Raw genomic sequence first — 21,560 nt, 5'->3', positions numbered from 1 at the left:
GCCCTAGCGGGCGGCCCAGAAGGTGAGCCCCGCGGTGAGCGCGCCGACCACCGCGCCGACGATCGTCTGCGCGGTGGTGTGGTCCCGCAGCACCACCCGGGACCACCCGATCAGCACCACCAGCGGGTAGAGCAGCAGCCACAGCGGGCCGAGTCCGATCCCGAGGCAGACCACCGCGCCGCTGGCGACCGCGGTGTGCACGGAGACCTTCCACCAGACGGTGATCACCAGGATCGGGACCAGCGAGGCGAACATCGCCAGCACCACCGCGGTCAGGTCGGCCGGGGCGTCCAGCCACAGCATCACCGCGAAGCTGGTCAGCACCGAGCCCATGATGAACGGGATGACGGTCAGCCGGCGCTGCCGGTGGCCGACGTGGCGGTCCTCCAGGGTGCCCCTGCGGATGCCGCGCCGGATGAACATCGTCGGGATGACGGCCGCGAACAGCGCCGCGAAGGCCGCCCAGGCGAGGCCCGTCCAGCCGTGGCGGACGCCGCCGAGCAGCGGGAGCATCGCGATGATCACGTTCTTCGGCTCGACGCCGTCCGTGATCCGGCGGGCCCACACCGTGCGGCTGGCGGGGGCGGTCATGGCCTCGGTCATGGGGGTGCGGCTCCGGGCGGTGGCGGGGGCTGGTCGACGGCACGGGGCCGGTCGGACGATCGTACGGGGCCCGGGCGCCGCGCTCCCGGACCGCCCCCGGCCTCCCCGGACCCCCGGGGCGGGCACGGCCCCCTCAGAAGCGGGGCGGACGGCCCTCCAGGAACGCGGCGAGCCCCTCGTGCACGTCGGAGGCCTCCCGGGAGCGGCGCTCCCACGGTGCCAGGGCCTGCGCCGCCTGCTCCGGCGGGACGGCCAGCGCGGCCTTGACGGCGCCGATGGTCTGCGGCGAGCGGCGGGTCAGCAGCCGGGCGAACGCCAGCGCGTTCTCGTCCAACTGGTCGGCCGGCAGCACCCGGTCGGCCAGACCGATCACCGCGGTGCGCGGGCCCTGCACCAACTCGCCGGAGAACAGCAGGTACTTGGCCCGGGAGGGGCCGACCAGCCGGGCCAGCCGCAGGGTCGGCACCGCCGGGTAGACCACCCCGAGCTTGGCCGGGGTGATGCCCATCCGGGCGTCGTCCGCGACGAACCGCAGGTCGCAGGCGACGGCCAGCTGGCAGCCGCCGCCGACGCAGGCGCCGTGCACCACCGCGATCGTCGGGTGCGGGAAGGCGGCCAGCGCCTCCTCGGCGGCGACGTTGACCGCGTGGTACCGGTCGGCGCTGTCCGGGTCGCCGTAGACCCCGGCGAGCTCGTCGATGTCCGCGCCGGCGCTGAACGTCCCGTCCGCGCCGGTGACCAGCAGGACGCGCACGCCCGGCTGCCCGGCGATCCGGGCCAGCACGTCGGGCAGCGCCTGCCAGATGGCCAGTGTGACGGCGTTGCGGCGGTGCGGTCGGGCGAACTCCAGCACGGCGACGCCGTCCTCACCGACGTGGGCGCGCAGGCCGTCGACGTGCGTGGGCAGCGGGGTGCGGTCCCGGGTGAGCAGCGGCTGGTCCATGCGTACCTCCGGAGGGTCGTGGTGCGCACACCCTCTCAGGGCGCCGCCGTGCAGTAGCCGCCGAGGCCCCGTTCGACCAGCGCGTAGGCGCGGCGGGCCCGGTCGAGGGCGGCGGGCAGGGCGTCCGCGGCGCGCGCGCCGGTCAGCATCAGCCGCTGGTTCGCGGTGGTCAGCGTCAGCCTGGTGGCGATCAGCTGGGCCGCGGCGATCTGCGCGGTCAGCTCGTCGTGGGCCGGGTCCTGGGCGAGCAGTTCGGCGGTGAGCAGGTCCCGCGCCTGGTGGGAGAAGACGGCCGTGGCGCGCATCGCGAGCGCCGGGGTGCGGTGGATCAGCCGGACCACGTCCAGCACCACCTGGTCGTCGTTGAGGCCGGTGGCGGGGTCGAGCTGCTCGAGCGCGGCCAGGTACTGGTCGCGCAGCGCCACCACGGCGGAGCTGCCCGGGGCGCGTTCGCGCACCACCCGGGCGGGCTCGTCCAGGTGCTGCTCCATGGGGGCCATGACCAGGTCTTCCTTGGTCGGGAAGTAGTTGAAGACGGTCATCTTGGAGACGTCGGAGGCGGCCGCGATCTCGGCCACCGAGACCTGGTCGAAGTCCCGGGCGGCGAACAGCCCGACGGCGGTGCGCCAGATCCGGATGCCGGTCTGGATCTTCTTGCGCTCGCGCAGCGGGAGCGTGTCGAGGTCCTGGTCGGAGCCGAGGCCGAAGTCGGTGCGTGTCGCCATGGCATGACTGTACCAGGATCAAAGATGTTCCGGGATGAAAATTGTGTTCGGATGAAGAATTGACCCGGTATAAAAATGCTGCCATGGTGAGGGCACGCCGCCGGCCGCACCGGTCCGGCCGGAACTCCACCGACCCAGGGGGGCTCGAACCATGGCGCGCACCGCCGCACCGACACCGGAACCGACCGCACCGACCCCGACGGCACAGGCCGCACAGGCCGCGACGGCACAGGCCGCACCGACCGCCGCGCCACCGGCCCTGATGACCCCGGCCCGGCGGAACCTGGGCATGCTCATCTGCCTGGTCACGATCGTGCTGGCCGTCCTCGACATGAACATCGTGTCCGCGGCCACCGTGCCGATCGTCCGGGACCTCGACCCCGTCCACGGCGTCGACCGACTGCCCTGGCTGGTCAGCTCCTTCGCCCTGGCCGCGACCGCCCTCCTGCCGCTCTACGGCAAGCTCTGCGACCTGTACGGCGCCAAGCGCGTGCTGCTCGGGGCCGTCGGCACCTTCCTGCTCGGCTCGGCGCTGTGCGGCGCCGCGCAGTCGATGACCGAGCTGATCGCGTTCCGGGCCCTCCAGGGCGTCGGCGGCGGTGGACTGATGAGCGTCACCATGGTGGTCATCGCCCACCTCAAGGACCCGGCCGAGCGCTCCGCCGGCAAGGGCGGTGCGATGGGAGGGATCGTCGGGGGGCTCGGGATGGCGGTCGGCCCGCTGGTCGGCGCGCTGTTCACCGACCACCTCGGCTGGCGCTGGGTCTTCTACGTCAACCTGCCGCTCGGCCTGCTCGTCCTGGTCGGCGCCGCCCTGGTCATCAAGCTGCCGCCGGCGGCCGGGCGCCGCGGCCTGGACTTCGCCGGAGCGGCCCTCGCCGCCGCCTTCGCCACCGGGCTGCTGCTGGTCACCGAGTGGGGCGGCAAGGACTACGCCTGGACGTCCCCGCAGATCCTCGGCCTGGCCGCCGCCACCCTGGCCGCGCTCGGCCTCTTCCTGTGGCGCCAGGCCACCGCGGCCGAGCCGGTGCTGCCGCTGTCGCTGTTCCGGATCCCCGAGGTGCGGCTCGGCTTCGCCATCCAGGGACTGCTCGGGATGGGCATGACCGGCTCCATCGTCTACGTGATGCTCTACCTGCAGATCGCCCGCGGCATCGCGCCGACCTCCGCCAGCCTGTACCTGATCCCGATGGCGGCCGGGATGACCGCGGTCGGCGTGCTGGTCGGCCGGCTGGCCGCCCGCGGCCACGCGCACCGCACCTTCCTGGTGGTCGGCGGCGGCTGCGCGACGCTCGCCCTGGCGCTGCTCGGCCTCAGCGGGCCGGCCACCGGCCTGTGGGCGGTGTGCGCCGAACTCGCGCTGCTGGGCTGCGGCCTGGGCCAGCTGGTCGGCCAGCTGATCACGGTCGTGCAGGAGGCCGCGCCCCGGCACCAGCTCGGCGTCGCGACCACCGGGATCCGCTTCTTCCAGACGCTCGGCAGTGCGCTCGGCGCGGCGCTGTTCGGCACCGTGCTGGCCCGGGCCTTCGCGGCGGGCGAGCCCGGCCGGCCGCTCGGTTCGCTCCGGACGCTCACCGGTGCGGCCCGCGAGCACGCGCTGCGCAGCTTCACGGACGCCGTCGACGTGGTGTTCCTGTCGGCGGGCGGGGTGATGGCGCTGGTCCTGGTGCTCGCGCTGCGGCTGCCGGCGGCCGAGCCGGAGCCGGTCGGGGCGGCGGAGGCGGCGGAGCAGGCCCTGGCGGCCTGAGCGCGCCGGTCGGGGTGCGCCGGACGGGGTGCGGTGAGCCGGGGGGAGGGGCGGTGCCGGGGCCCGGTGGACGAGGAGTCCACCGGGCCCCGCCGCGTTCGGGGCCGGGCCGGGCCCGCGCCCGGGCGGCGGTCCACTCCGTGGCCGGACGGGCCGGGGCCCGCCGCCGGTCTCAGGCCCGGGCCGCCCACTCCGAGGCCAGCAGCGACCAGATCTCCATGTCGCGGCGGACACCCCGGTACAGCGACTGCTCGCGCAGCACGCCGTCCAGCGTCATGCCGAGCCGCTGGGCGGCGGCCCGGCTGCGGGTGTTGTCCGTGCTGGTCCACCACTCGGCGCGGTGCAGGCCGCGGGTGACGAAGGCGTAGTCGAGCAGCCGGCGGACGGCGGCGGTGACCAGGCCGTGCCCCTCGCCGGCGGGCTCGGTCCAGACGCCGATCTCGCAGTTGCCGGTCTCGGTGTCGAAGGCCACGAACATCACGCCGCCGACCAGCGTGCCGTCCAGCCAGATGCCGTAGATCCGGCCGTGGTCGGCGGCTTGCTGGTCGGCGTAGCGCTGCAGGGTGGCGCGGGCGGAGGCCGGGTCGGTGGAGCGGGTGGCCCACGGGATCCACGGGTCGGTGTGGGCCCGCGCGCGGTCGACGTGGGTCAGGAACTCGGCCGCCTGCCACGGCTCCAGCGGGCGCAGTTCGGCGTTCTCGGCGAGCGGTACGGCAAACATGGGCGGGCCTTTCACGGGATGCGCGGTGTGCTGGGAACGATACATAACAAACGTTTGGTATGTACGATGGCCGGCATGACGCCCGCCCGTGGAGACCACGACGCCCGCCGCCTGGAGGTCTCCGAGGGGGTGTGGCGGGTGCTCTCCACGCGCGGCTTCGAAGGCCTGACCCTGCGCGCGGTGGCCGCCGAACTGGGCGCCTCCACCGGCTTGTTGACGCACTACTTCCCGAACAAGCGGGCCCTGCTGAGCCACGCCCTGGAGGAGCTCGACCGGCGTTCCGGCTCCCGGCCCCGGCGCACCGCCCCCGTCGACGGCACCCCGCCGCCGCCCGCCGGCCTGCCCCGGCTGCGGGCCGCCCTGCTGGACGTCCTGCCGCTGGACGCGGCGGCCGCGGCCGGCAACCGGATCTGGGTCGGCTCCTGGGACGTCGCGCTGGCCGATCCGGAGCTCGCTGCGGCGCACGCCGGCCGCTACGCCCGCTCGCGGGAGGCCCTCGCGGTGCACGTGGTGGACGCCCAGCGGCGCGGGGAGCTCCCGGCGGGCTCCGACGCCGTCGCCGTGGCGACCGCCGCGCAGGCCTTCGTGCTCGGACTGGTGGTGCAGGCGCTGTTCGCCCCGGGGGAGTTCCCGGCCGAGCGGCAGACCGCCCTGCTGGACGCCTACCTGGCCGGGCTGGCCGGCCCGGCCGCGGGTGGCACCGGGGGCTGAGGGGGCGTCGGGGGTCGAGGACACCGGTCCGGGCGCGCGGGCGGCCGGGATCCGTCCGCCGCGAGAGCCTCCGGGAGAGCCCCCGGCGACGCTCTCCGGGTGCGGTCCGGGCGCGGTCCGGCGGTGCCGGAAATGCACCCCGACGCGCTTTTTCGGAGCGGCCATGACACGCATGGTCACGACATATGCGCGGTGGGTGGTCGGAAATCGGCGGTGGACGCGCGGATTTCCCGCCGGGCGCCGGCCGGGCAATGCCGCGGCCGGCAATGCGGGCGCCGGCCCGGCGGCCTGCGGGAATGGCAGGGCGTGGTGCCCCCAGCAGGATTCGAACCTGCGACCTACCGCTTAGAAGGCGGGTGCTCTATCCGCTGAGCTATGGGGGCGGGACGGACCGTGCCCGGGTGGGCGGGACCGTGGCCGGGTTCGGGCGACGTGCGCCGGGGCGCGCGGGTCCGGCCCCGTGCCTGAGGGTGGGGGTGGGGGTTGGGTGGGTCCTCGCCCTGCCGGGGACAGGATAAGGGTGCCCAGTTCCTCGGCCGGGTGTGACGACACCGCCGTTGGTGTGTCGGTTCGGTGGAGCGGTCCGATAATCGCAGGTGAAGCCCGTGTGTGCAGCGGTCTGGCAGACTTCCGCGCCGGACGTTGTGCAGTCGTTACGGGGCTGCCGCCCCACCCGTTATGGATTTGACACGGAGAATGTGCCGCCTCCGGTGCGGGTGGGGGCCGACATTCGGCTTCCTCCGGTCGGATGACGTGCGCGGACGGTCGGGCGCGGGGCGTTCCGGAGGCCGCGGGTGGGGGCGGCGAGCAGCCGGTTTGTTGTCATGGCCGCGATGAGTCGGGGGCGAAGCGCTGCCGAAAGGCCGAAATTCACCCCTGCGGGTGACATCAGTTTTCCACAGGCGCGAGTTGTCCACAGGATTTCGGAACTCCCTCGCGGAGATTTCCCTCCTGGCGCACTCTCAAAGCGCGCCGGTCGATTCCGTACGGTGCATCGGCGAGAACGGAGAGTGTGCCGTGAGCGAGGCGTACGTGACGGTGACGGGCAATGTCGCGACGGAGGTGAGCTACGGCGAAACGGGCGCCGGGGTGCCGATGGCGAACTTCCGGCTGGGCTGCACCGAGCGCCGCTACGACCGGGAGCGCGCGTGCTGGGTCGACGGCGAGACGCAGTGGCTGACGGTGACGGCCTGGCGGGCGCTGGCGGTGAACCTGATCGGCTCGCTGGCCAAGGGGGATCCGGTGCTGGTGAGCGGCCGGTTGAGGGTCCGCGAGTGGGGGGAGGGGGAGGCGCGGCGGACCAGGGCGGAGATCGACGCCCGATCGGTCGGACACGACCTCACCCGCGGTACCTCGGCGTTCCGTTGGGCCTCGGGTGCGCGCGGGCAGCCCCCGGCCGGTGCGGAGCCGGCCGGGGCGGCGGTCCGGGGAGGGGGCGTGCCGGGGTGGATCGCGGACGCACTGGAGGCGCGGAAGGCCTCGGTGGCGGCCCCGGCGCCGGGCCCGCCGGATTCGGCACCCCCTGTGCGGGCAGTGACGGGAACGCAGGTGCTGGTGTCCGAGGGGGAGCCGGAGGGTGGCGGTCAGGGGTCGCCGATCTGACCGGTCGGCGACCTGGACTGTCGACAAATATGTTGATCGAGACTGTTGTTGCGCCCGTACGCGCAATCTCGTCCGGATAACAGAAAGTGGCGAAGAGATTCTGGCTGATCGTCAGCTTGTGTGGAAACTGGGAGGGTTGATAACGATACAGATACGGAATCGTCCTGATTTCGCATGGGGGTTTCGGGGCCTGCGGGGCTCAATAGGATTCGTCTGGTTCATACCCGCAGCGGGCGCCACAGGGGGCGCCCCGCGGCAGGCAAGTCGGCGGGCTGCCGATCGGTGCGGCCCGGCCCGGAGGGATCCCAGATGTTCCAGAGGCAGACGCGGAGTCTCCCCCGCATAACCACTGTCATGCTCGCGACCAGCCTTGCGCTGGGTGGAGGCCTGTTCGCAGCCGGTACGGCGGCCGCGGCCGACACCCCGGGGTCGGGCGTGACCGCGGTGGTGCAGAACACCATGCTCGGCGAGAAGATCGACGTCGAGGGCGAGGGCACCGTCGACGGCGGCCTGTTCACGCTCAAGACCGCCGACGGTGAGCTGCAGACCTACTGCATCGACTTCGGCTTCCCGGTGGACATCTCCAAGAAGATCAAGTACCAGGAGTCGGACTGGGCCTCCAGCTCGCTCGGTGACAAGAACAAGGTCGAGGCGGCCGCCAAGATCCGCTGGATCCTGGAGAACTCCTACCCGCAGGTCAAGGACCTCGGGGCGCTCGCCAAGGCCGCCGGCGCGGGCAACCTGAGCCCGGAGGACGCCGCCGCGGGCACCCAGGCCGCGATCTGGAAGTTCTCGGACAACAAGAACGCCGTCCCGCGCAGCGCCGACGCCAAGAAGCTCCGCGACTACCTGACCGGTGCCGCCAACAAGGGCATCGCCGCCGAGCCCAAGCCCTCGCTGACCCTCAGCCCGGACTCGGTGTCCGGCAAGTCCGGCGCGAAGCTCGGCCCGTTCACCCTCAACTCCAGCGCCTCCGAGGTGAAGCTGGCCGTCAGCGGCGACTCCGCCGACAAGGTCAAGCTGCTGGACAAGGACAACAAGCCGGTCGGCGCCACCGTGACCGGCCCGATCGCCAAGGACACCCAGCTGTTCCTGGACGTGCCGGCCGGCACCCCGGACGGCTCGGTGACCGTGAACGCCAGCGCCTCCACCGTGGTGCCCAGCGGCCGCGTCTTCCTCAGCAAGGGGTACACCCGCGAGGAGCACAGCCAGACCATGATCCTGGCCGGCTCCAGCAAGCTCAACGTCGCCGACGCGGCCAAGGCCACCTGGAAGCAGGGCAAGGGCGCGCTGGTCGACAGCACCGCCAAGGTCGAGTGCGCCAACAACGGCGTGCGCGTCTCCGTCTCCAACGGTGGTGACGAGGCCGGCACCGTCACGGTCGGCAAGCAGCAGCTGACCGTCCAGCCGGGCAAGACCGAGAGCGTTCTCGTCCCGGTCGCCGAGAAGACGGCCTACAACATCACCGTCTCCGGCCCGAACGGCTACAGCCGCCAGTTCCAGGGCGTCCTGGACTGCAAGACCGGCACCGGCCCGACCCCGACCTCGGGTCCGTCGACCCCGGGCACCTCGGCCACGCCGACCACCCCGGGCACCACCGGCACCCCGAGCCCGGCCGGCACCCCGTCCGCCAGCGCCAGCACCCCGGCCGCCGGCCACCCGTCCCCCGCCTCCACCAGCCCGGCCCCGGGCACCGGTGGCCTGGCCCAGACCGGTGCCAATGACTCGACCCCGATCCTCGCCGCCGTCGCCGGTGGCCTGGTCGTGGCCGGTGGCGCCGCGGTCTTCGTCCTGCGCCGCCGCGGCCGCCACGGTCGCAACACCGCCTGACCCGCTCCGCGGGCCCGGAGGCACTGACCTCCTGAGGCCCTGAGGCGACACCCGGCCCGGCTCCCCGCACCCGCTGCGGGGGGCCGGGCCTTCGCCGTCACGGGCCCGATCCGGATACCCCGGTGGGGTCACCCGGCCGTTCGGGCCTCCCGGCCGGGTGCGGCACAATGGAACGCTGCAAGCCGAATACTCCCGACGACGCCGGAGCGATCTCACGTGGCGGAATACATCTACACGATGCGCAAGGTGCGCAAGGCTCACGGAGACAAGGTCATCCTTGACGACGTGACGCTCAGCTTCCTCCCCGGAGCGAAGATCGGCGTCGTGGGCCCCAACGGCGCCGGTAAGTCCACGGTGCTGAAGATGATGGCCGGCCTGGAGCAGCCCTCCAACGGCGACGCCTTCCTCTCGCCCGGCTTCACCGTCGGCATGCTCCTCCAGGAGCCGCCGCTGGACGAGTCCAAGACCGTCCTGGAGAACGTCGAGGACGGCGTCAAGGAGATCAAGGGGAAGCTCAACCGCTTCAACGAGATCGCCGAGCTGATGGCCACCGACTACTCGGACGCGCTGCTCGACGAGATGGGCAAGCTCCAGGAGGACCTGGACCACGCCGAGGCCTGGGACCTGGACGCCCAGCTGGAGCAGGCCATGGACGCCCTGGGCTGCCCGCCCGGCGACTGGCCGGTCACCAAGCTCTCCGGTGGCGAGAAGCGCCGCGTCGCGCTCTGCAAGCTGCTGCTGGAGGCGCCCGACCTGCTGCTGCTCGACGAGCCCACCAACCACCTGGACGCCGAGTCGGTGAACTGGCTGGAGCAGCACCTGGAGAAGTACAAGGGCACCGTCGTCGCCGTCACCCACGACCGGTACTTCCTGGACAACGTCGCCGAGTGGATCCTCGAGCTCGACCGCGGCCGCGCCTACCCGTACGAGGGCAACTACTCCACCTACCTGGAGACGAAGCAGTCGCGTCTCAAGGTCGAGGGGCAGAAGGACGCCAAGCGCGCCAAGCGCCTCAAGGAGGAGCTGGAGTGGGTCCGCTCCAACGCCAAGGGCCGCCAGGCGAAGTCCAAGGCCCGTCTGGCCCGCTACGAGGAGATGGCGGCCGAGGCGGACAAGATGCGGAAGCTGGACTTCGAGGAGATCCAGATCCCGCCGGGCCCGCGTCTGGGCAGCGTCGTCATCGAGGTCGAGAACCTCAACAAGGCCTTCGGTGAGAAGGTCCTGATCGACGACCTCAGCTTCACCCTGCCGCGCAACGGCATCGTCGGCATCATCGGCCCGAACGGCGCCGGCAAGACCACGCTGTTCAAGATGCTGCAGGACCTGGAGACCCCGGACTCCGGCAAGGTCAAGGTCGGCGAGACGGTCAAGATCAGCTACGTCGACCAGTCGCGCGCCAACATCGACCCGAAGAAGACCCTCTGGGAGGTCGTCTCCGACGGTCTGGACTGGATCAACGTCGGCCAGGTCGAGATGCCGTCCCGCGCCTACGTGTCGGCCTTCGGCTTCAAGGGCCCGGACCAGCAGAAGCCGGCCGGCGTGCTGTCCGGTGGTGAGCGCAACCGCCTGAACCTGGCGCTCACCCTCAAGCAGGGCGGCAACCTGCTGCTCCTCGACGAGCCCACCAACGACCTGGACGTCGAGACGCTCTCCTCGCTGGAGAACGCGCTGCTGGAGTTCCCCGGCTGCGCCGTGGTCATCTCCCACGACCGCTGGTTCCTGGACCGGGTGGCCACCCACATCCTCGCCTACGAGGGCGAGAGCAAGTGGTTCTGGTTCGAGGGCAACTTCGAGTCGTACGAGAAGAACAAGATCGAGCGGCTCGGCGCCGACGCCGCCCGCCCGCACCGGGCCACGTACAAGAAGCTGACCCGCGGCTGACACCCAGCCGTCACGGCGGTCCGGCAGACTGCCCCGCGAGGGGCGGTCCGCCGGACCGCGGCCCCGCCGCCGCCACCCGGCGGCGGGCGACCGGACGTCGAGGAGAACACCTGTGGCCCGCCACATCTACGCCTGCCCGCTGCGCTGGTCCGACATGGACGCCTTCGGACACGTCAACAACGTGGTCTTCCTGCGCTACCTGGAGGAGGCCCGGATCGACTTCATGTTCACCCAGGCCGCCGAGGCCGGCGCCGGGGAGTTCGCGGGCGGCTCGGTGGTGGCCCGCCACGAGATCGACTACAAGCGTCCGCTGGTGCACCGGCCGGAGCCGGTCACCGTGGAGACCAGGGTGACCCACATCGGCGGCGCCTCGCTGACGGTGTCCTACGAGATCAAGGACGTCGCCGCGGACGGCACCGAGACGGTGTACGTCCGGGCCTCCACGGTGGTCGTCCCCTACGACCTGGCCGAGGGCCGGCCGCGCCGGATCTCGCCCGTGGAGCGGGCGTTCCTGTCGCGCTTCATGGACGAACCCGCTCTGGACGAGAAGGCGGGCGTGGCCGCGGCCGCCGCCTGAGCACCGACCCCTACCGATTCGAGCTGACCAGCGTTGACCATCACCGCCCGTCTCGCCCTCACCGATGCCGGCGGGGCCGCCGACCTCGCCGCCTTCCTGCAGCGGCTGCTGCGCTTCGACCGGGCGGCCGCCGTCCGGTTGCAGGCCGTGGCCCCGGCCGCGGAGGACGGGGTGCTGGCGGTGTTCGGGCGGCTGCCGCTGGGCGGTTCGGGCGCGCTCGCGATCCGCACCTCCCGGCTGACCGGGCTGGGCGAGCCGGTCGACCTGACCGTCTCGGCCGGCCGGCTGCTGGACGGCGTGGACGACGGGGCGGGCACCGTCGCGCTGCCGGCGCCGGTGACCGGCCCGGCCTGGGCGGGGCTGTTGCCGCCGCGCACCGGCTGGCGCCCGGTCGGGTCGCCGCCGGCCGCCGAGGTGTACCCCGAACTGATGGCCGGGGTGCGGGAGTTCCGCGAGCGCAGTGAGGCCGTCCCGGAGCACCACCGCAGCCGTGCGGTGCTGGACGCGCTGGCCGACGAGATCTGGTCGCGCCCGGTCGGCGCGCTGCCGGAGCTGCCGCTGCGCGCGGTGCACGCGGCGCACGTGATCGGCTTCCTGAAGCCCGGTTCGCCGCTCACCGTGCACCGGGCGGGCGGCTGGCTGCGGTTGAGCGCGCCGGCCGGCTCGGTGGCGGTGCGGACGGCGGCCGCGCCCGGCGCGGGCCTGGGGCTGAGCCCGCTCCGCTAGGGCTCGTCCGACAAGCCCCAGCCGCGCGGGGCCGCCGCTGCGGCGCGGGCCGGAAGGGCCGGATCCGGCCGGATCAGCCCGGGGTGTTGATCATCGAGGCGGCGGCGTAGGTGAGGTAGTCCCAGAGCTGCTGCTCGTCCTCGGCCGGCAGGGCCAGCTCGTCCACCCCGGCCCGCATGTGCTTCAACCAGGCGTCGTGCGCGGCGCGGTCGACCTTGAACGGCACGTGCCGCATCCGCAGCCGCGGGTGGCCGCGCTGCTCGCCGTAGGTGCGGGGGCCGCCCCAGTACTGCATCAGGAAGAGGGTCAGTCGCTCCTCGGCCGGGCCGAGGTCCTCCTCGGGGTACATCGGCCGGAGCAACTCGTCCTCGGCGACGCCCTGGTAGAACCGGTGGACCAGCCGCCGGAAGGTCGGCTCTCCGCCGACCCGCTCGAAGAAGGTCTCCTCGCTCAACGTGCCTCGCCCGATCTCTGTCACCCGACCATGGTCGCAGACGCCGGCGGGGCCGTACACCGGGACCATCGGCGTACGACCCCGTGCGGCGGGCTCATCCGGACGCGGTGGCTACGCGTCCTCCCACTTGAACAGCTTCCAGGCGACGCCGGTCAGCACCGCCGCGAAGGCCAGCAGCCCGCCCATGGTGGGCAGGGCGTCCATGACGCCGCCGCCGCGGGTGAGCACCGACTGGGCGGAGGTGACCAGGTAGTGCAGCGGCATCACCTTGGAGATGGTCTGCAGCCAGCCCGGCGCGCCGTCCAGCGGGAAGAACGAGCCGGACAGGAAGGACATCGGCAGGACGATGACCTGGGAGATGCCGTTGGCGGCCTCCTCGGTCTTGGCGACCGAACCGGCCAGCAGCCCGATCGACATGAAGGCGAGGGTCGCGCAGGCCACCAGCGGGATGACCAGCCACCAGTCACCGGTGAGCTTGAGCCCGAAGAAGCCCGTGGCGACCACCAGGAAGACGGCGCTCTGCAGGAGCGCCGTCAGCAGCGAGACCACGATCCGGGAGCTGACGACGGTGCCGGCGCTGATCGGGGCCAGCCGCAGGCGGCGCAGCACCTTGGTCTTGCGCCAGTTGACCAGGGTCAGGGCGGCGCCGAAGACCGCGCCGGTGGCGACGGCCCAGCCGAGCAGGCCGGGGGTGAGGAACTGGATCGGCTTGAGCGACTTGTCCTCGACCTGCTGGGCGTCCAGCACGTAGGCCGGGGGCTTTCCGGTGGCGGCCTGGTTGGCGCTCTGGACCACGGAGTCGAGGATGCCCCGGAGGGCGCCGGCCCGGACGGCGTCGGCGGCGCTGTACCGCAGCTCGACCCTGCCGTCGGGCCCCTGCTCGATCATCGCGTCGAAGTCGCCCTTGCGGACCTTCTCCAGGGTGCCGGCCTCGTCGTCGGTCCGGGTGATGGTGAGGACCGCGTTCAGCCCGGTGCGGGCGTCGCCCTGCATCGAGTCGAACAGCTGGACCGCCCCGACCTGCGCGACCTTGGCGTGCGGGCTGCCGGTGCCCTTGCTGACGGTGCCGAAGAAGACCAGGAACACCAGCGGGAAGAGCAGGATGAAGAAGGTCGCGGTGCGGTCGCGCTTCATGCCGAGCAGCATGGCGCGGGACAGGCTCCAGAACGCGCTGACGCGCTCCCGGCCGGCGCCCGCCTCGCCGGTCGGACCGCCGCGCTGGGCGGGCACCTTGGTGCCGGTGGACGTGCTGGCGGTCATGCCCGGTACTCCCGTCCGGTCAGCTGGAGGAAGACGTCCTCCAGGGTGGCGCCGCGCACCTCGAGGCCGCGCAGCGCGTTCTGCTCGGCCAGGACGCTCAGGACCGGGGCCGGGAGGCGGGTGGAGACGGCCAGCGTGACGGTGTCGTCGTCCAGGGCGGCGATCTCGGCGCCGGCCGCGGTGAGCAGTTCGCGGGCCCGGTCGGCGGTGAGCTGGCCGGAGGCGACGCTGATCCGGACGGTGTCGTCGATCTCGCGGATCAGCGCGGCGGGGGCGCCGGTGTGCAGGATCTTCCCGTGGTCCATGATCGAGACCCGGTCGCAGAGGACCTCGGCCTCGTCCAGGTAGTGGGTGGTCAGCACGACCGTGCGGCCCTCGGAGTTGATGTCCCGCAGGAGGTCCCAGAGGTTGCGCCGGGCCTGCGGGTCGAGGCCGGTGGTGGGCTCGTCCAGGAAGACGAGCTCCGGGTCGTGGGCCAGGGCGCAGGCGATCGACAGGCGCTGGGCCTGGCCGCCCGACATCTTCTCGGTGAGGGTCTCCGCCTTGTCGGCCAGACCGACCCGCTCCAGCATCGCGTCGGCCCGTCGGGGGCCGACCCCGTAGAACGAGGCGAAGGTGCGGATGGTCTCCCGGGCCGTCAGTTTCCGGAAGAAGGCGGAGGCCTGGAACTGCACGCCGATGCGCGGCAGCAGTTGCGGGTTGCGCGGCCAGGGTGCCATCCCCAGCAGCTCGACCCGGCCCTCGTCCGGTTCGCGGACTCCTTCCAGGATCTCCATGGTGGTGGTCTTCCCGGCGCCGTTGGGCCCCAGGATCCCGTAGAACTCGCCGGCCTCGACGGTGAGGGACACCCCGTCGACGGCCTGCACATCCCCGTACCGCTGACGGATTCCGTCGGCGGATATAGCTGCAGTCATGTGCCCAGAGCGTAGGGGCATCCGGTGGGGCTGTGCAGGCGTGGCGCAAGCGATTTGAAGATCATTTTGCCGAGGCCGGGAAACGCGTCGGGCCGGACGGACGCGGTGGTCCGTCCGGCCCGGTCGGGCCCGGCGTCAGGCGCGGTGCACCGTGATGGTCGTCCAGGCGCCGACGTGGATCCGGTCGCCGTCGTTGAGCGGGACGGCGGTGTGCGGGGTGATCGGCTCCGCACCGCCGTTCACGGTGGTGCCGTTGGTGGAGTCCTGGTCCACCAGCACCCAGCTGCCGTCCGCCTGTTCGGCCAGCAGCGCGTGCTGGTGCGAGGCGCCCGGGTCCTCCGGCGGCACCGACAGGTCGATCTCCGGGACCGTCCCGCGGTGCTGGCTGCGCCGGCCGATCCGCAGCTGGCCGCGGCCGGTCAGCGGGACGCGGCGCTCCGGGCAGTACGGGGGGAAGAACAGGCCGGCCGCCTCGGGACCGCTGCGGGCCATCATGTCGGTGAAGTAGTCGCGGTCGGCCGAGACCACCGCGATCCAGTTGGCTCGGACCGGCTCCGCCGGGGCGGCCTCCGGCTGGGGCTGCGGCGGGGCGAGGTGGAACGAGGTGCGGAAGTCCCCGCCGGCCTGCCCGTTCTGGCCGGGCGGCTGGGCGTAGACCGGGCCGGAGTCCTCGCGGGCCGGGGCCTCGGGGAACGCGCCCTCGGGCGGCGGGTAGCCGTAGGTGTGCGCGGGCACGGGGGCCTGCGGCTGCTGCGGCTGGAGCTGCTGCGGGAGGGGCGCCGGCTGCGGCTGGCCGTGCTGCGGTGCGCCGTGCTGGGGCTGGGCGTGCTGGGGGACCCCGGGCTGAGGGACACCGTGCTGGGGCTGGCCGTGCTGTGGTGCGCCGTGCTGGGGCTGGGCGTGCTGGGGCGCGCCCGGCTGCGGGGCGCCGCCGTACGCCGCCGGGATGTTCAGCGGCGGGGGCTGGGCCGGGCCCGGCGCGGGGACGCCGGCCGCCGGGGGCTGGCGGCGCGAGGGCGTGGAGAGCTCGTAGTCGTACCCGCACTCCTCGCAGAACCGCCCGGTCTGCGGGCTGCGGCAGATCGGGCAGACCACCAGGCCCTCGGTGAGGTCCGGGAAGCCCTGCGCGGGCGGCGGCGGGTAGGCGCCGGGCTGCGGGTGGGCCCCCGGCGGTGCGGGCGGGGGCGGCAGCGGGGCGCCGTAGGGCGTCCCGCCGTGCTCCGGGTGCCCGGCGGGTGCTCCGGGCGCGGGGTGGGCCCCGTGCGCCCCCGGATGGGCCCCGGGCGCCGGGGCGGGCGGAGTCATCGGAAAGCCGCAGAAGTCGCACCAGTCCTCGGCCTGCGACTCATGGCCCCTCGGGCAGATCGGCATCAGTTCCCCCTCACATCGAGCCGGCTTGGGGCGGCGTCGCACCGGGTCGTCGGCCCGGTCACGTCTTCAGCGGTCACTTCTTCACACGCACCGTCTTGGTCGACCGGGTCTCAAGGGTCATCGAGTCGGCCTCGCTCACGTTCTTACGGAACCGAACGGTACCCTCCTTCGGGTCGACCACGTCGACCACCTTCTGCAGCAGTTTGTAGGTGCCGTCGTTCCCGGTCGCGTGCGCGATCCGGACGGCGGCGCCCAGCTTGGCGGTCGCGGTGTCGACGTCCCCGGCCCGGTGGGCCTCCAGGCCCTCCTGGATGGAGGAGGCGAGCTCGGCCTGCCCGGTGTAGTGGGCGACCTGCGGGCTGATCCGGGTGGAGGAGGCCAGGTCGTCCGTCCAGACCGCCTTGACGAGCCCCTGCGAGAGCACCTCGGGGGTGCCGCCGCCGACCTGCGGGGGCAGCACCAGGCTGATCCGCGCGGCGAGCATCTCGTTGCCGACCGAGGCGGCCGGGACCTCGACGCAGACGTGGTAGTCGCGGCTCTCGTCGCCCCAGGAGCCGGTGGGGTAGTCGCCGGCCCGGGGGCCGGCCTCGGCGCGCCGGGCGGTGAGGTCCTCGACGCTGGGGGCGACCTGCTTGACGAACCTGACGGTGGCGTTGGCCGGGGTCCAGATCCGCAGCGCGACGTCGGCGACCTGCTTGCCCATGGCGCCGGCCATCATCGAGCGGAAGTCCTCGGCCAGGCCGGACGGTTCGGCGACGATGTCGACGGTGCCCAGCAGCGCGGAGGAGATCTTGCGCAGCTCGTCGATCCGCCAGTCGGTGCCGACGCCGCGGCAGTCGGCGGTGAAGTGGCCGCCGACCCGCTCGATGGTGCGCTCCAGGTCGGCCGCGGACTCGTGCTCGTTGTTGCCGTCGGTGAGCAGGACGGCGTGCCGGATGGTGATGTCGCGGCGGGTCAGGAAGAGCTGGTCGGCCTTGGCGAGCCAGCTGCCCATGGCGGTGCCGCCGGCCGCGGTGAGGCGGCGCAGGGCCTCCTTGGCGCGGCCCCGGGTGTCGGCGGAGGCGGTCGCGAGGGTGCCGTCGCCCGGGTAGATGTCGCGGGCCTCGTGGGTGCCGGCGACCACCGCGAAGGCGGTGCCGTCGCGCAGCGCGTCGATGGCGGCGGCGGTGGCCTCCCGGGCCCCGTTGATCTTGGTCTTGGGGTAGTCCATCGAGCCCGAGCAGTCGACCAGGATCACCACGGCCGCGGCGGCGTCGGCGCCCTGCTGGGCCGCGTCCGAGAGGCCGAGCGGGCGGCCGCCGGAGGTGCCGCCGCCGGTCGCGGTGACGGTGACGATGGCGTTGACCTCGCGGGCGCCGTCGGCGAGGTACTCGTTCTGGAAGATGTCCACGTCGAACCTGGGCAGGTTCGGCTTCGCCAGTGTTGCCATGGGCCGGTGGCTCCCGTCAGGTGGTCGGTGCAGGTCGGTGCAGGTCGGTGCAGGTCCGTGCGGCTTGGTGCGCCTTGGTGCGGGGCGGTGCAGTGCGGGGCGGTGCAGTGCAGTGCGGGGCGGTGCGGACCGGTCCGTGCGGTCGGCCGCAGCGGGCCCGCCCCCGGTGGGGCGGGCCCGCTGCGGCGACGCGGCGTTCCGTCAGGCCGTCGGCGGGTGCGGCGGCTGGGGCGGGACGGCCGGGGCCGCCGGGGCGGCGGGTGCGGCCGGGGGGACCGCCGGGGGTGCGGGCGGGGGGACCGCCGGGGGTGCGGGCGGGGTCGGCGGCAGCGGGGCGGCGGGGGAGCCGATCACCGGGAGGTCGGGCAGGGTCGGATCGTGGTCCTCCTCGTCCTCGCCGGCCGGGGCGCCCCGCGGGACGACCACGGGCAGGTCGAGGGCGGTGGCCGTCCGCTCGTCCTCGTCGTCGCCGACCGCGCGGGCCGGCGGGTCGATCGGCAGGACGGCGACGGTGATGTTGTCGTGGCCGCCGGCGGCGACCGCGAACTTCACCAGGGTCTGGGCCGCCGCGAGGGGTTCGGTGCGGGCGTCCGGCCGGACGTAGTACGCCAGGTCGGTGGCGGCCTCGGCGTAGTTCCACAGGCCGTCGGTGCAGATCAGCAGCACCCCGGGGACGTGCGGGGTGAAGTCGAGGGTGTGCGGGACGACCTCCTCGGCGTCCGCGCCGAGCCAGCCGGTGATGGCGTGGGCGCGCGGATCGGCGTAGGCCTCGGCCTCGCCCATCAGCCCGGCCTCGACCATCCGGGCCGCCCAGGAGTCGTCCTGGGTGAGCCGGAACGGCTCGGCGGCGGCGCGGTCGTCCGGGATCCAGTAGGCCCGGGTGTCGCCGACCCAGCCGATGGTGATCCGGCCGCCGGACGCTATCGCGCTGACGTAGGTGCAGGCCGGCGCGTTGAGGTCGGGCCGGGCGGGCCCGGCGCCGTCCGCGGCGAGGTCGGCGACGGCCCGGGCGGCGTCGGCGATGGCCTGGCGCATCGCGGCGGTGGGTTCGCGGCCGGCCTCCAGGGAGGTCAGCAGCGATTCGGAGGCGGCGTCGACGGCGGTCTCGGAGGCCTCGTCGGGGCGGTCGGAGGAGGACACGCCGTCGCACACCACGGCGACCACGACGGGCTCGCCGCCGGGCAGCGACGTCGCGGCGACGGTGAAGGAGTCCTCGTTGCGGTGGTGGCGCACGCCGCGGTCGCTGACCCCGGCGACGCCGCCCAGCGACTTCTCCATGTGGTCGCGCGGGCGCGGCTGGGCCCGGCCGCAGGCCTCGCAGTAGCCGTCGGGGGTGACCTGCGGCCTGCCGCAGTGCGCGCAGCCCGGCCCGTGCTGCGGCGGGACGGTCTCGCCCGGGGCGGCGGTCCAGCTCGCGGGCAGTGCGCCCGGGGCGGGCCGGCCGTCCCGGCCGGCCCCGCAGGCGCCGCAGAAGGCGTCCTCCGGCTCCATCGGCTCGGAACAGCTCGGGCACACGGTCTGCTGTGGCATCGGCTACACCCACGTCCTGGGGCGGGCGCGGTTGGCCCGCTCCACCATCTCGATCCTGGTCTCGGTCCGGTCGGCCAACCGGGCGAGTACCCGGTATGACTGTTCCAGGGCGAACCGCAGTTCCCGCTCCACCGCGGGACGTCCGAGCACCGTGGGGGCGCCGGCCTGGGCGGCACCGGTCGAGCCCGCGGTGACCCAGCCGAGGGCCGCCCCGAACAGTTCGACGGAGAGCTCCTCGCGGCGCCGGTCGTCCAGCCGCAGCGCGGTGAGCTGCGCGGAGCTGGCGCCGAGGTCGGTGGCCAGCGGGTCGGTGGCGGGCCGTTCGCGCAGGCGGGCGCGGACGGCGGCGATCCGGGCGGCGGTGTACTGGCTGGAGGTGGCGGGGACGGACTCCAGGGCCCGGACGGCGCCGGGGCGGTCGTCCTCGGCCAGGCGGACCCGGGCGAGCCCGAACGCGGCGCTCAGGTAGGCCTGGTCGGTGGTCCACACCAGCCGGTAGAACTCGGCCGCGTCGCCGCCGTCGCCGAGCAGTTCGGCGCAGACGGCCAGGGCCAGCTTGGGTGCGGCCTCGCCGGGGAAGGCGTCGTACACCGCGTCGAAGGCCTCCGCGGCGGCCCGTAGGTCCGCGGGGTTCCCGCGCGTGCCGTCGCCGTCCCCGTCGACCGAGGCGACGAGGGCGACCAGCCCGCGGTACCAGACCACCCGCCAGTCGTCGGGGTGGTCGTTCTCCAGGGCGCCGAGTGCGGCGGTGGCCTCGCGGTGGCGGCCGAGTTCGAGCTGGGCGCGCAGTTCGCGCAGTCGGCTCTCGACGGAGAAGGCGGGCGCGCCGGCCAGGGCGGTGAGCGCCTCCTCGGGGTCGGTGGCCAGGAGGGTGGCGAGGAAGCCGGCGTTGGGGTCGTCCGGGTCGACCCGGGGGACGGGCAGGGCGAGGGCGGCGGCGGCCGGGTCGAGGGCGGTCACCAGGAGTTGCCCGGCCTGCTCGGTGGGCATCACCAGTTCGGTGTCGACGACGCGCAGTTCGGGCCCGAAGAGGGTGGACTGGGCCGGTCGGGGGCGCTCGTCCTGGAGGGCCAGGATCTCGCGCAGCACGCCGGTGAGCTGGTCGGCCATCTCCTCGGCGGAGGAGAACCGGCGGGCCGGGTCCGGGTCGGTGGCGCGGACCAGGAAGCGGTAGTAGGACTCGTAGCGGGCGAAGACCTCGACGTCCTCGGGGCCGGGCAGGGTGTCGCGGAACCGCCCGGTGTAGCCCTGGAAGTCGAAGGTGAGCACCGCGAGGGTGCGGGCGACGGTGTAGAGGTCGGAGGCGGGGGAGGGGCCGTCGGTGGCGATCTCCGGGGCCTGGTAGCCGACGGTGCCGTAGATCGGGCCCTCGTCGTCGAAGCGGCGGACGGCGCCCATGTCGATGATCTTCAGCGTGTCGCCGCTCTGGATCACGTTGTCGATCTTGAAGTCGCAGTAGACCAGGCCCCGGCCGTGCAGGTAGCCGAGCGCCGGCAGCGCCTCCAGGGCGTACGCGATCGCCTGCTCGACGGGCAGCGGCTCGCGCCGGTCGTCCGCGGTGCGGCGGTCGTTGGCGATGTCCTTGAGCGACTTGCCGCCGACGTACTCCATCACGATGTAGCCGTCGGTGGAGCCGGTGCGCAGGTCCGGGTGCTCGGCGAAGTTGATGATCCGGACGATGTTCGGGTGGTCCACCTCGGCCAGGAAGCGCCGCTCGGCGACGGCCGCGGCCAGCGCGTCCTCGTCCCCGGTGTCCAGCAGGCCCTTCAGCACCACCCACTTGTCGTTGACCCGCCGGTCCACCGCCAGGTAGATCCAGCCGAGCCCGCCGTGCGCCAGGCAGCCCACCACCTCGTACTGCCCGCCGACCAGGTCCCCCCGGCGCAGCTTGGGCGTGAACGAGTACGGGGTGCCGCACTTGGTGCAGAAGCCGTCCGGCCGGCCCGGCCGGCCGCCCTTCTCCCGGCCCACCGGGGACTCGCACTTGGAGCAGAACCGCTTGCGCTCCGGCACCTGCGGGTTCTCCAGCACCGCCTGCGACGGGTCGGCCGTCTCCACCGTCGGCACGGTGACCAGGCCGGCGCCCAGCCGGTTGCGGGTGCCGGCGCTGCCGCTGGCGCGGGTGCTGCGCACCGAGACCGAGCGGCTGCTGCCGGTGCGGGTCGAGCGGTGCGAGCGGGAGCGGCCGGACATCGAACGGGCCGATCCGGTGCGGGAGGAGACCGAGCGGACCGAGCCGCTGCGCCCCGAGTCGGCGGAGACCCGGGCGGAGGGCAGGTGGGGCCGGGTGGCGCCGGTGTCGCCGGCGGGCGGGGTCAGGCCGCACTCGTCGCAGTAGCCGTCGGCGTCGATGCCGCCGGGGCAGTCCCGCGGGCAGGGCGAGCCGGGGCCGGCCACGGCCGGGGCGGCCGGGGCCGCCACCGGGGGCAGGGTGCCGCCGCCCGCCGGGGCGAGCCCGCACTCGTCGCAGTAGCCGTCCTCGTCGATCCTGCCGTCGCCGGAGCACTCCGGCCGTACGCACGTCCCGCCCATCAAC

General features: G+C 73.7%; 18 protein-coding genes and 1 tRNA gene. 7 read left to right on the top strand and 12 right to left on the bottom strand.

Annotated elements, in window-relative coordinates:
• Positions 1–3 precede the first annotated feature (3 nt).
• From ACIA8Q_RS27100 to ACIA8Q_RS27090, 3 genes are all read right to left on the bottom strand, one after another.
• Positions 4–603, bottom strand: a complete 600-nt coding sequence (locus ACIA8Q_RS27100) for a hypothetical protein (RefSeq protein ID WP_360217021.1) — start codon at positions 601–603, stop codon at positions 4–6.
• A gap of 133 nt (positions 604–736) precedes the next feature.
• Positions 737–1,546: an enoyl-CoA hydratase/isomerase family protein gene (locus tag ACIA8Q_RS27095; protein ID WP_360217018.1), complete on the bottom strand. Its 810-nt coding sequence runs from the start codon at positions 1,544–1,546 to the stop codon at positions 737–739.
• Between the two features lie 35 nt (positions 1,547–1,581).
• Positions 1,582–2,271: a helix-turn-helix domain-containing protein gene (locus ACIA8Q_RS27090; protein ID WP_360217015.1), complete on the bottom strand. Its 690-nt coding sequence runs from the start codon at positions 2,269–2,271 to the stop codon at positions 1,582–1,584.
• A gap of 262 nt (positions 2,272–2,533) precedes the next feature.
• Here ACIA8Q_RS27090 and ACIA8Q_RS27085 point away from each other — a divergent pair, with 262 nt between their 5' ends.
• Positions 2,534–4,018 carry an MFS transporter gene (locus ACIA8Q_RS27085; RefSeq protein ID WP_360217060.1) on the top strand — a complete coding sequence of 495 codons (1,485 nt, stop codon included), beginning with the start codon at positions 2,534–2,536 and terminating at the stop codon, positions 4,016–4,018.
• Between the two features lie 172 nt (positions 4,019–4,190).
• On the opposite strand, the gene ACIA8Q_RS27080 is transcribed toward ACIA8Q_RS27085, so the two are convergent.
• Positions 4,191–4,739, bottom strand: a complete 549-nt coding sequence (locus ACIA8Q_RS27080; RefSeq protein ID WP_360217012.1) for a GNAT family protein — start codon at positions 4,737–4,739, stop codon at positions 4,191–4,193.
• Positions 4,740–4,814: 75 nt separating this feature from the next.
• Here ACIA8Q_RS27080 and ACIA8Q_RS27075 point away from each other — a divergent pair, with 75 nt between their 5' ends.
• Positions 4,815–5,450, top strand: coding sequence for a TetR/AcrR family transcriptional regulator (locus tag ACIA8Q_RS27075; protein WP_360217009.1), 636 nt, complete (start codon positions 4,815–4,817; stop codon positions 5,448–5,450).
• Between the two features lie 307 nt (positions 5,451–5,757).
• Here ACIA8Q_RS27075 and ACIA8Q_RS27070 read toward each other — a convergent pair.
• Positions 5,758–5,833, bottom strand: a tRNA-Arg gene (locus ACIA8Q_RS27070).
• 634 nt (positions 5,834–6,467) lie between these two features.
• Here ACIA8Q_RS27070 and ACIA8Q_RS27065 point away from each other — a divergent pair.
• From ACIA8Q_RS27065 to ACIA8Q_RS27045, 5 genes are all read left to right on the top strand, one after another.
• Positions 6,468–7,052, top strand: coding sequence for a single-stranded DNA-binding protein (locus ACIA8Q_RS27065; protein ID WP_360217006.1), 585 nt, complete (start codon positions 6,468–6,470; stop codon positions 7,050–7,052).
• 354 nt (positions 7,053–7,406) lie between these two features.
• The gene (locus ACIA8Q_RS27060; protein ID WP_360217003.1) at positions 7,407–8,882 is read left to right on the top strand and encodes a Cys-Gln thioester bond-forming surface protein; all 1,476 of its coding nucleotides are present in this window, start codon (positions 7,407–7,409) and stop codon (positions 8,880–8,882) included.
• A gap of 216 nt (positions 8,883–9,098) precedes the next feature.
• On the top strand, positions 9,099–10,763 hold the full coding sequence (ettA, locus tag ACIA8Q_RS27055; protein WP_078881697.1) for an energy-dependent translational throttle protein EttA: 1,665 nt from the start codon (positions 9,099–9,101) through the stop codon (positions 10,761–10,763).
• Positions 10,764–10,875: 112 nt separating this feature from the next.
• Positions 10,876–11,340 (top strand): thioesterase family protein, encoded by a 465-nt coding sequence (locus tag ACIA8Q_RS27050; RefSeq protein ID WP_360217000.1) that lies wholly within the window; start codon positions 10,876–10,878, stop codon positions 11,338–11,340.
• 33 nt (positions 11,341–11,373) lie between these two features.
• Positions 11,374–12,066 (top strand): hypothetical protein, encoded by a 693-nt coding sequence (locus tag ACIA8Q_RS27045; RefSeq protein ID WP_360216997.1) that lies wholly within the window; start codon positions 11,374–11,376, stop codon positions 12,064–12,066.
• A 73-nt stretch (positions 12,067–12,139) separates the two neighbouring features.
• On the opposite strand, the gene ACIA8Q_RS27040 is transcribed toward ACIA8Q_RS27045, so the two are convergent.
• The 7 genes from ACIA8Q_RS27040 to ACIA8Q_RS27010 all read right to left on the bottom strand — a co-directional run bounded on the left by ACIA8Q_RS27040 (position 12,140) and on the right by ACIA8Q_RS27010 (position 21,556).
• Complete coding sequence (locus tag ACIA8Q_RS27040; RefSeq protein WP_360216994.1) at positions 12,140–12,589, bottom strand: globin; 450 nt, start codon at positions 12,587–12,589, stop codon at positions 12,140–12,142.
• 42 nt (positions 12,590–12,631) lie between these two features.
• Positions 12,632–13,780: an ABC transporter permease gene (locus ACIA8Q_RS27035; protein ID WP_360216991.1), complete on the bottom strand. Its 1,149-nt coding sequence runs from the start codon at positions 13,778–13,780 to the stop codon at positions 12,632–12,634.
• Positions 13,777–14,694: an ABC transporter ATP-binding protein gene (locus ACIA8Q_RS27030; protein ID WP_360216988.1), complete on the bottom strand. Its 918-nt coding sequence runs from the start codon at positions 14,692–14,694 to the stop codon at positions 13,777–13,779. The genes ACIA8Q_RS27035 and ACIA8Q_RS27030 overlap by 4 nt, the downstream gene beginning before the upstream one ends.
• 135 nt (positions 14,695–14,829) lie before the next feature.
• Positions 14,830–16,065, bottom strand: a complete 1,236-nt coding sequence (locus ACIA8Q_RS27025; protein ID WP_360216985.1) for an FHA domain-containing protein — start codon at positions 16,063–16,065, stop codon at positions 14,830–14,832.
• Between the two features lie 73 nt (positions 16,066–16,138).
• The gene (locus ACIA8Q_RS27020) at positions 16,139–17,494 is read right to left on the bottom strand and encodes a VWA domain-containing protein (protein WP_360216983.1); all 1,356 of its coding nucleotides are present in this window, start codon (positions 17,492–17,494) and stop codon (positions 16,139–16,141) included.
• A 201-nt stretch (positions 17,495–17,695) separates the two neighbouring features.
• A complete protein-coding gene (locus ACIA8Q_RS27015) occupies positions 17,696–19,024 on the bottom strand; it encodes a protein phosphatase 2C domain-containing protein (protein WP_396317806.1) in 1,329 nt (442 codons plus the stop codon).
• Between the two features lie 3 nt (positions 19,025–19,027).
• The gene (locus ACIA8Q_RS27010; protein ID WP_396317805.1) at positions 19,028–21,556 is read right to left on the bottom strand and encodes a tetratricopeptide repeat protein; all 2,529 of its coding nucleotides are present in this window, start codon (positions 21,554–21,556) and stop codon (positions 19,028–19,030) included.
• Positions 21,557–21,560 lie beyond the last annotated feature (4 nt).

Origin of the sequence: Kitasatospora sp. NPDC051705 (genome assembly GCF_044453265.1) — a bacterium.
Lineage (GTDB): Bacteria > Actinomycetota > Actinomycetes > Streptomycetales > Streptomycetaceae > Kitasatospora.
Note: the sequence above shows the minus strand (reverse complement) of the source record. Positions and strands in the feature narration are given on the sequence as shown.

Bases quoted from the DNA above. Each gene is read 5' to 3' on its own strand.
- ACIA8Q_RS27085 (WP_360217060.1), top strand. From the start codon at position 2,534: ATGACCCCGGCCCGGCGGAACCTGGGCATGCTCATCTGCCTGGTCACG.
- ACIA8Q_RS27095 (WP_360217018.1), bottom strand. From the start codon at position 1,546: ATGGACCAGCCGCTGCTCACCCGGGACCGCACCCCGCTGCCCACGCAC.
- ACIA8Q_RS27040 (WP_360216994.1), bottom strand. From the start codon at position 12,589: ATGGTCCCGGTGTACGGCCCCGCCGGCGTCTGCGACCATGGTCGGGTG.
- ACIA8Q_RS27060 (WP_360217003.1), top strand. From the start codon at position 7,407: ATGCTCGCGACCAGCCTTGCGCTGGGTGGAGGCCTGTTCGCAGCCGGT.
- ACIA8Q_RS27025 (WP_360216985.1), bottom strand. From the start codon at position 16,065: ATGCCGATCTGCCCGAGGGGCCATGAGTCGCAGGCCGAGGACTGGTGC.
- ACIA8Q_RS27035 (WP_360216991.1), bottom strand. From the start codon at position 13,780: ATGACCGCCAGCACGTCCACCGGCACCAAGGTGCCCGCCCAGCGCGGC.
- ACIA8Q_RS27015 (WP_396317806.1), bottom strand. From the start codon at position 19,024: ATGCCACAGCAGACCGTGTGCCCGAGCTGTTCCGAGCCGATGGAGCCG.
- ACIA8Q_RS27080 (WP_360217012.1), bottom strand. From the start codon at position 4,739: ATGTTTGCCGTACCGCTCGCCGAGAACGCCGAACTGCGCCCGCTGGAG.
- ACIA8Q_RS27090 (WP_360217015.1), bottom strand. From the start codon at position 2,271: ATGGCGACACGCACCGACTTCGGCCTCGGCTCCGACCAGGACCTCGAC.
- ACIA8Q_RS27030 (WP_360216988.1), bottom strand. From the start codon at position 14,694: ATGACTGCAGCTATATCCGCCGACGGAATCCGTCAGCGGTACGGGGAT.
- ACIA8Q_RS27020 (WP_360216983.1), bottom strand. From the start codon at position 17,494: ATGGCAACACTGGCGAAGCCGAACCTGCCCAGGTTCGACGTGGACATC.
- ACIA8Q_RS27010 (WP_396317805.1), bottom strand. From the start codon at position 21,556: ATGGGCGGGACGTGCGTACGGCCGGAGTGCTCCGGCGACGGCAGGATC.
- ACIA8Q_RS27100 (WP_360217021.1), bottom strand. From the start codon at position 603: ATGACCGAGGCCATGACCGCCCCCGCCAGCCGCACGGTGTGGGCCCGC.
- ACIA8Q_RS27075 (WP_360217009.1), top strand. From the start codon at position 4,815: ATGACGCCCGCCCGTGGAGACCACGACGCCCGCCGCCTGGAGGTCTCC.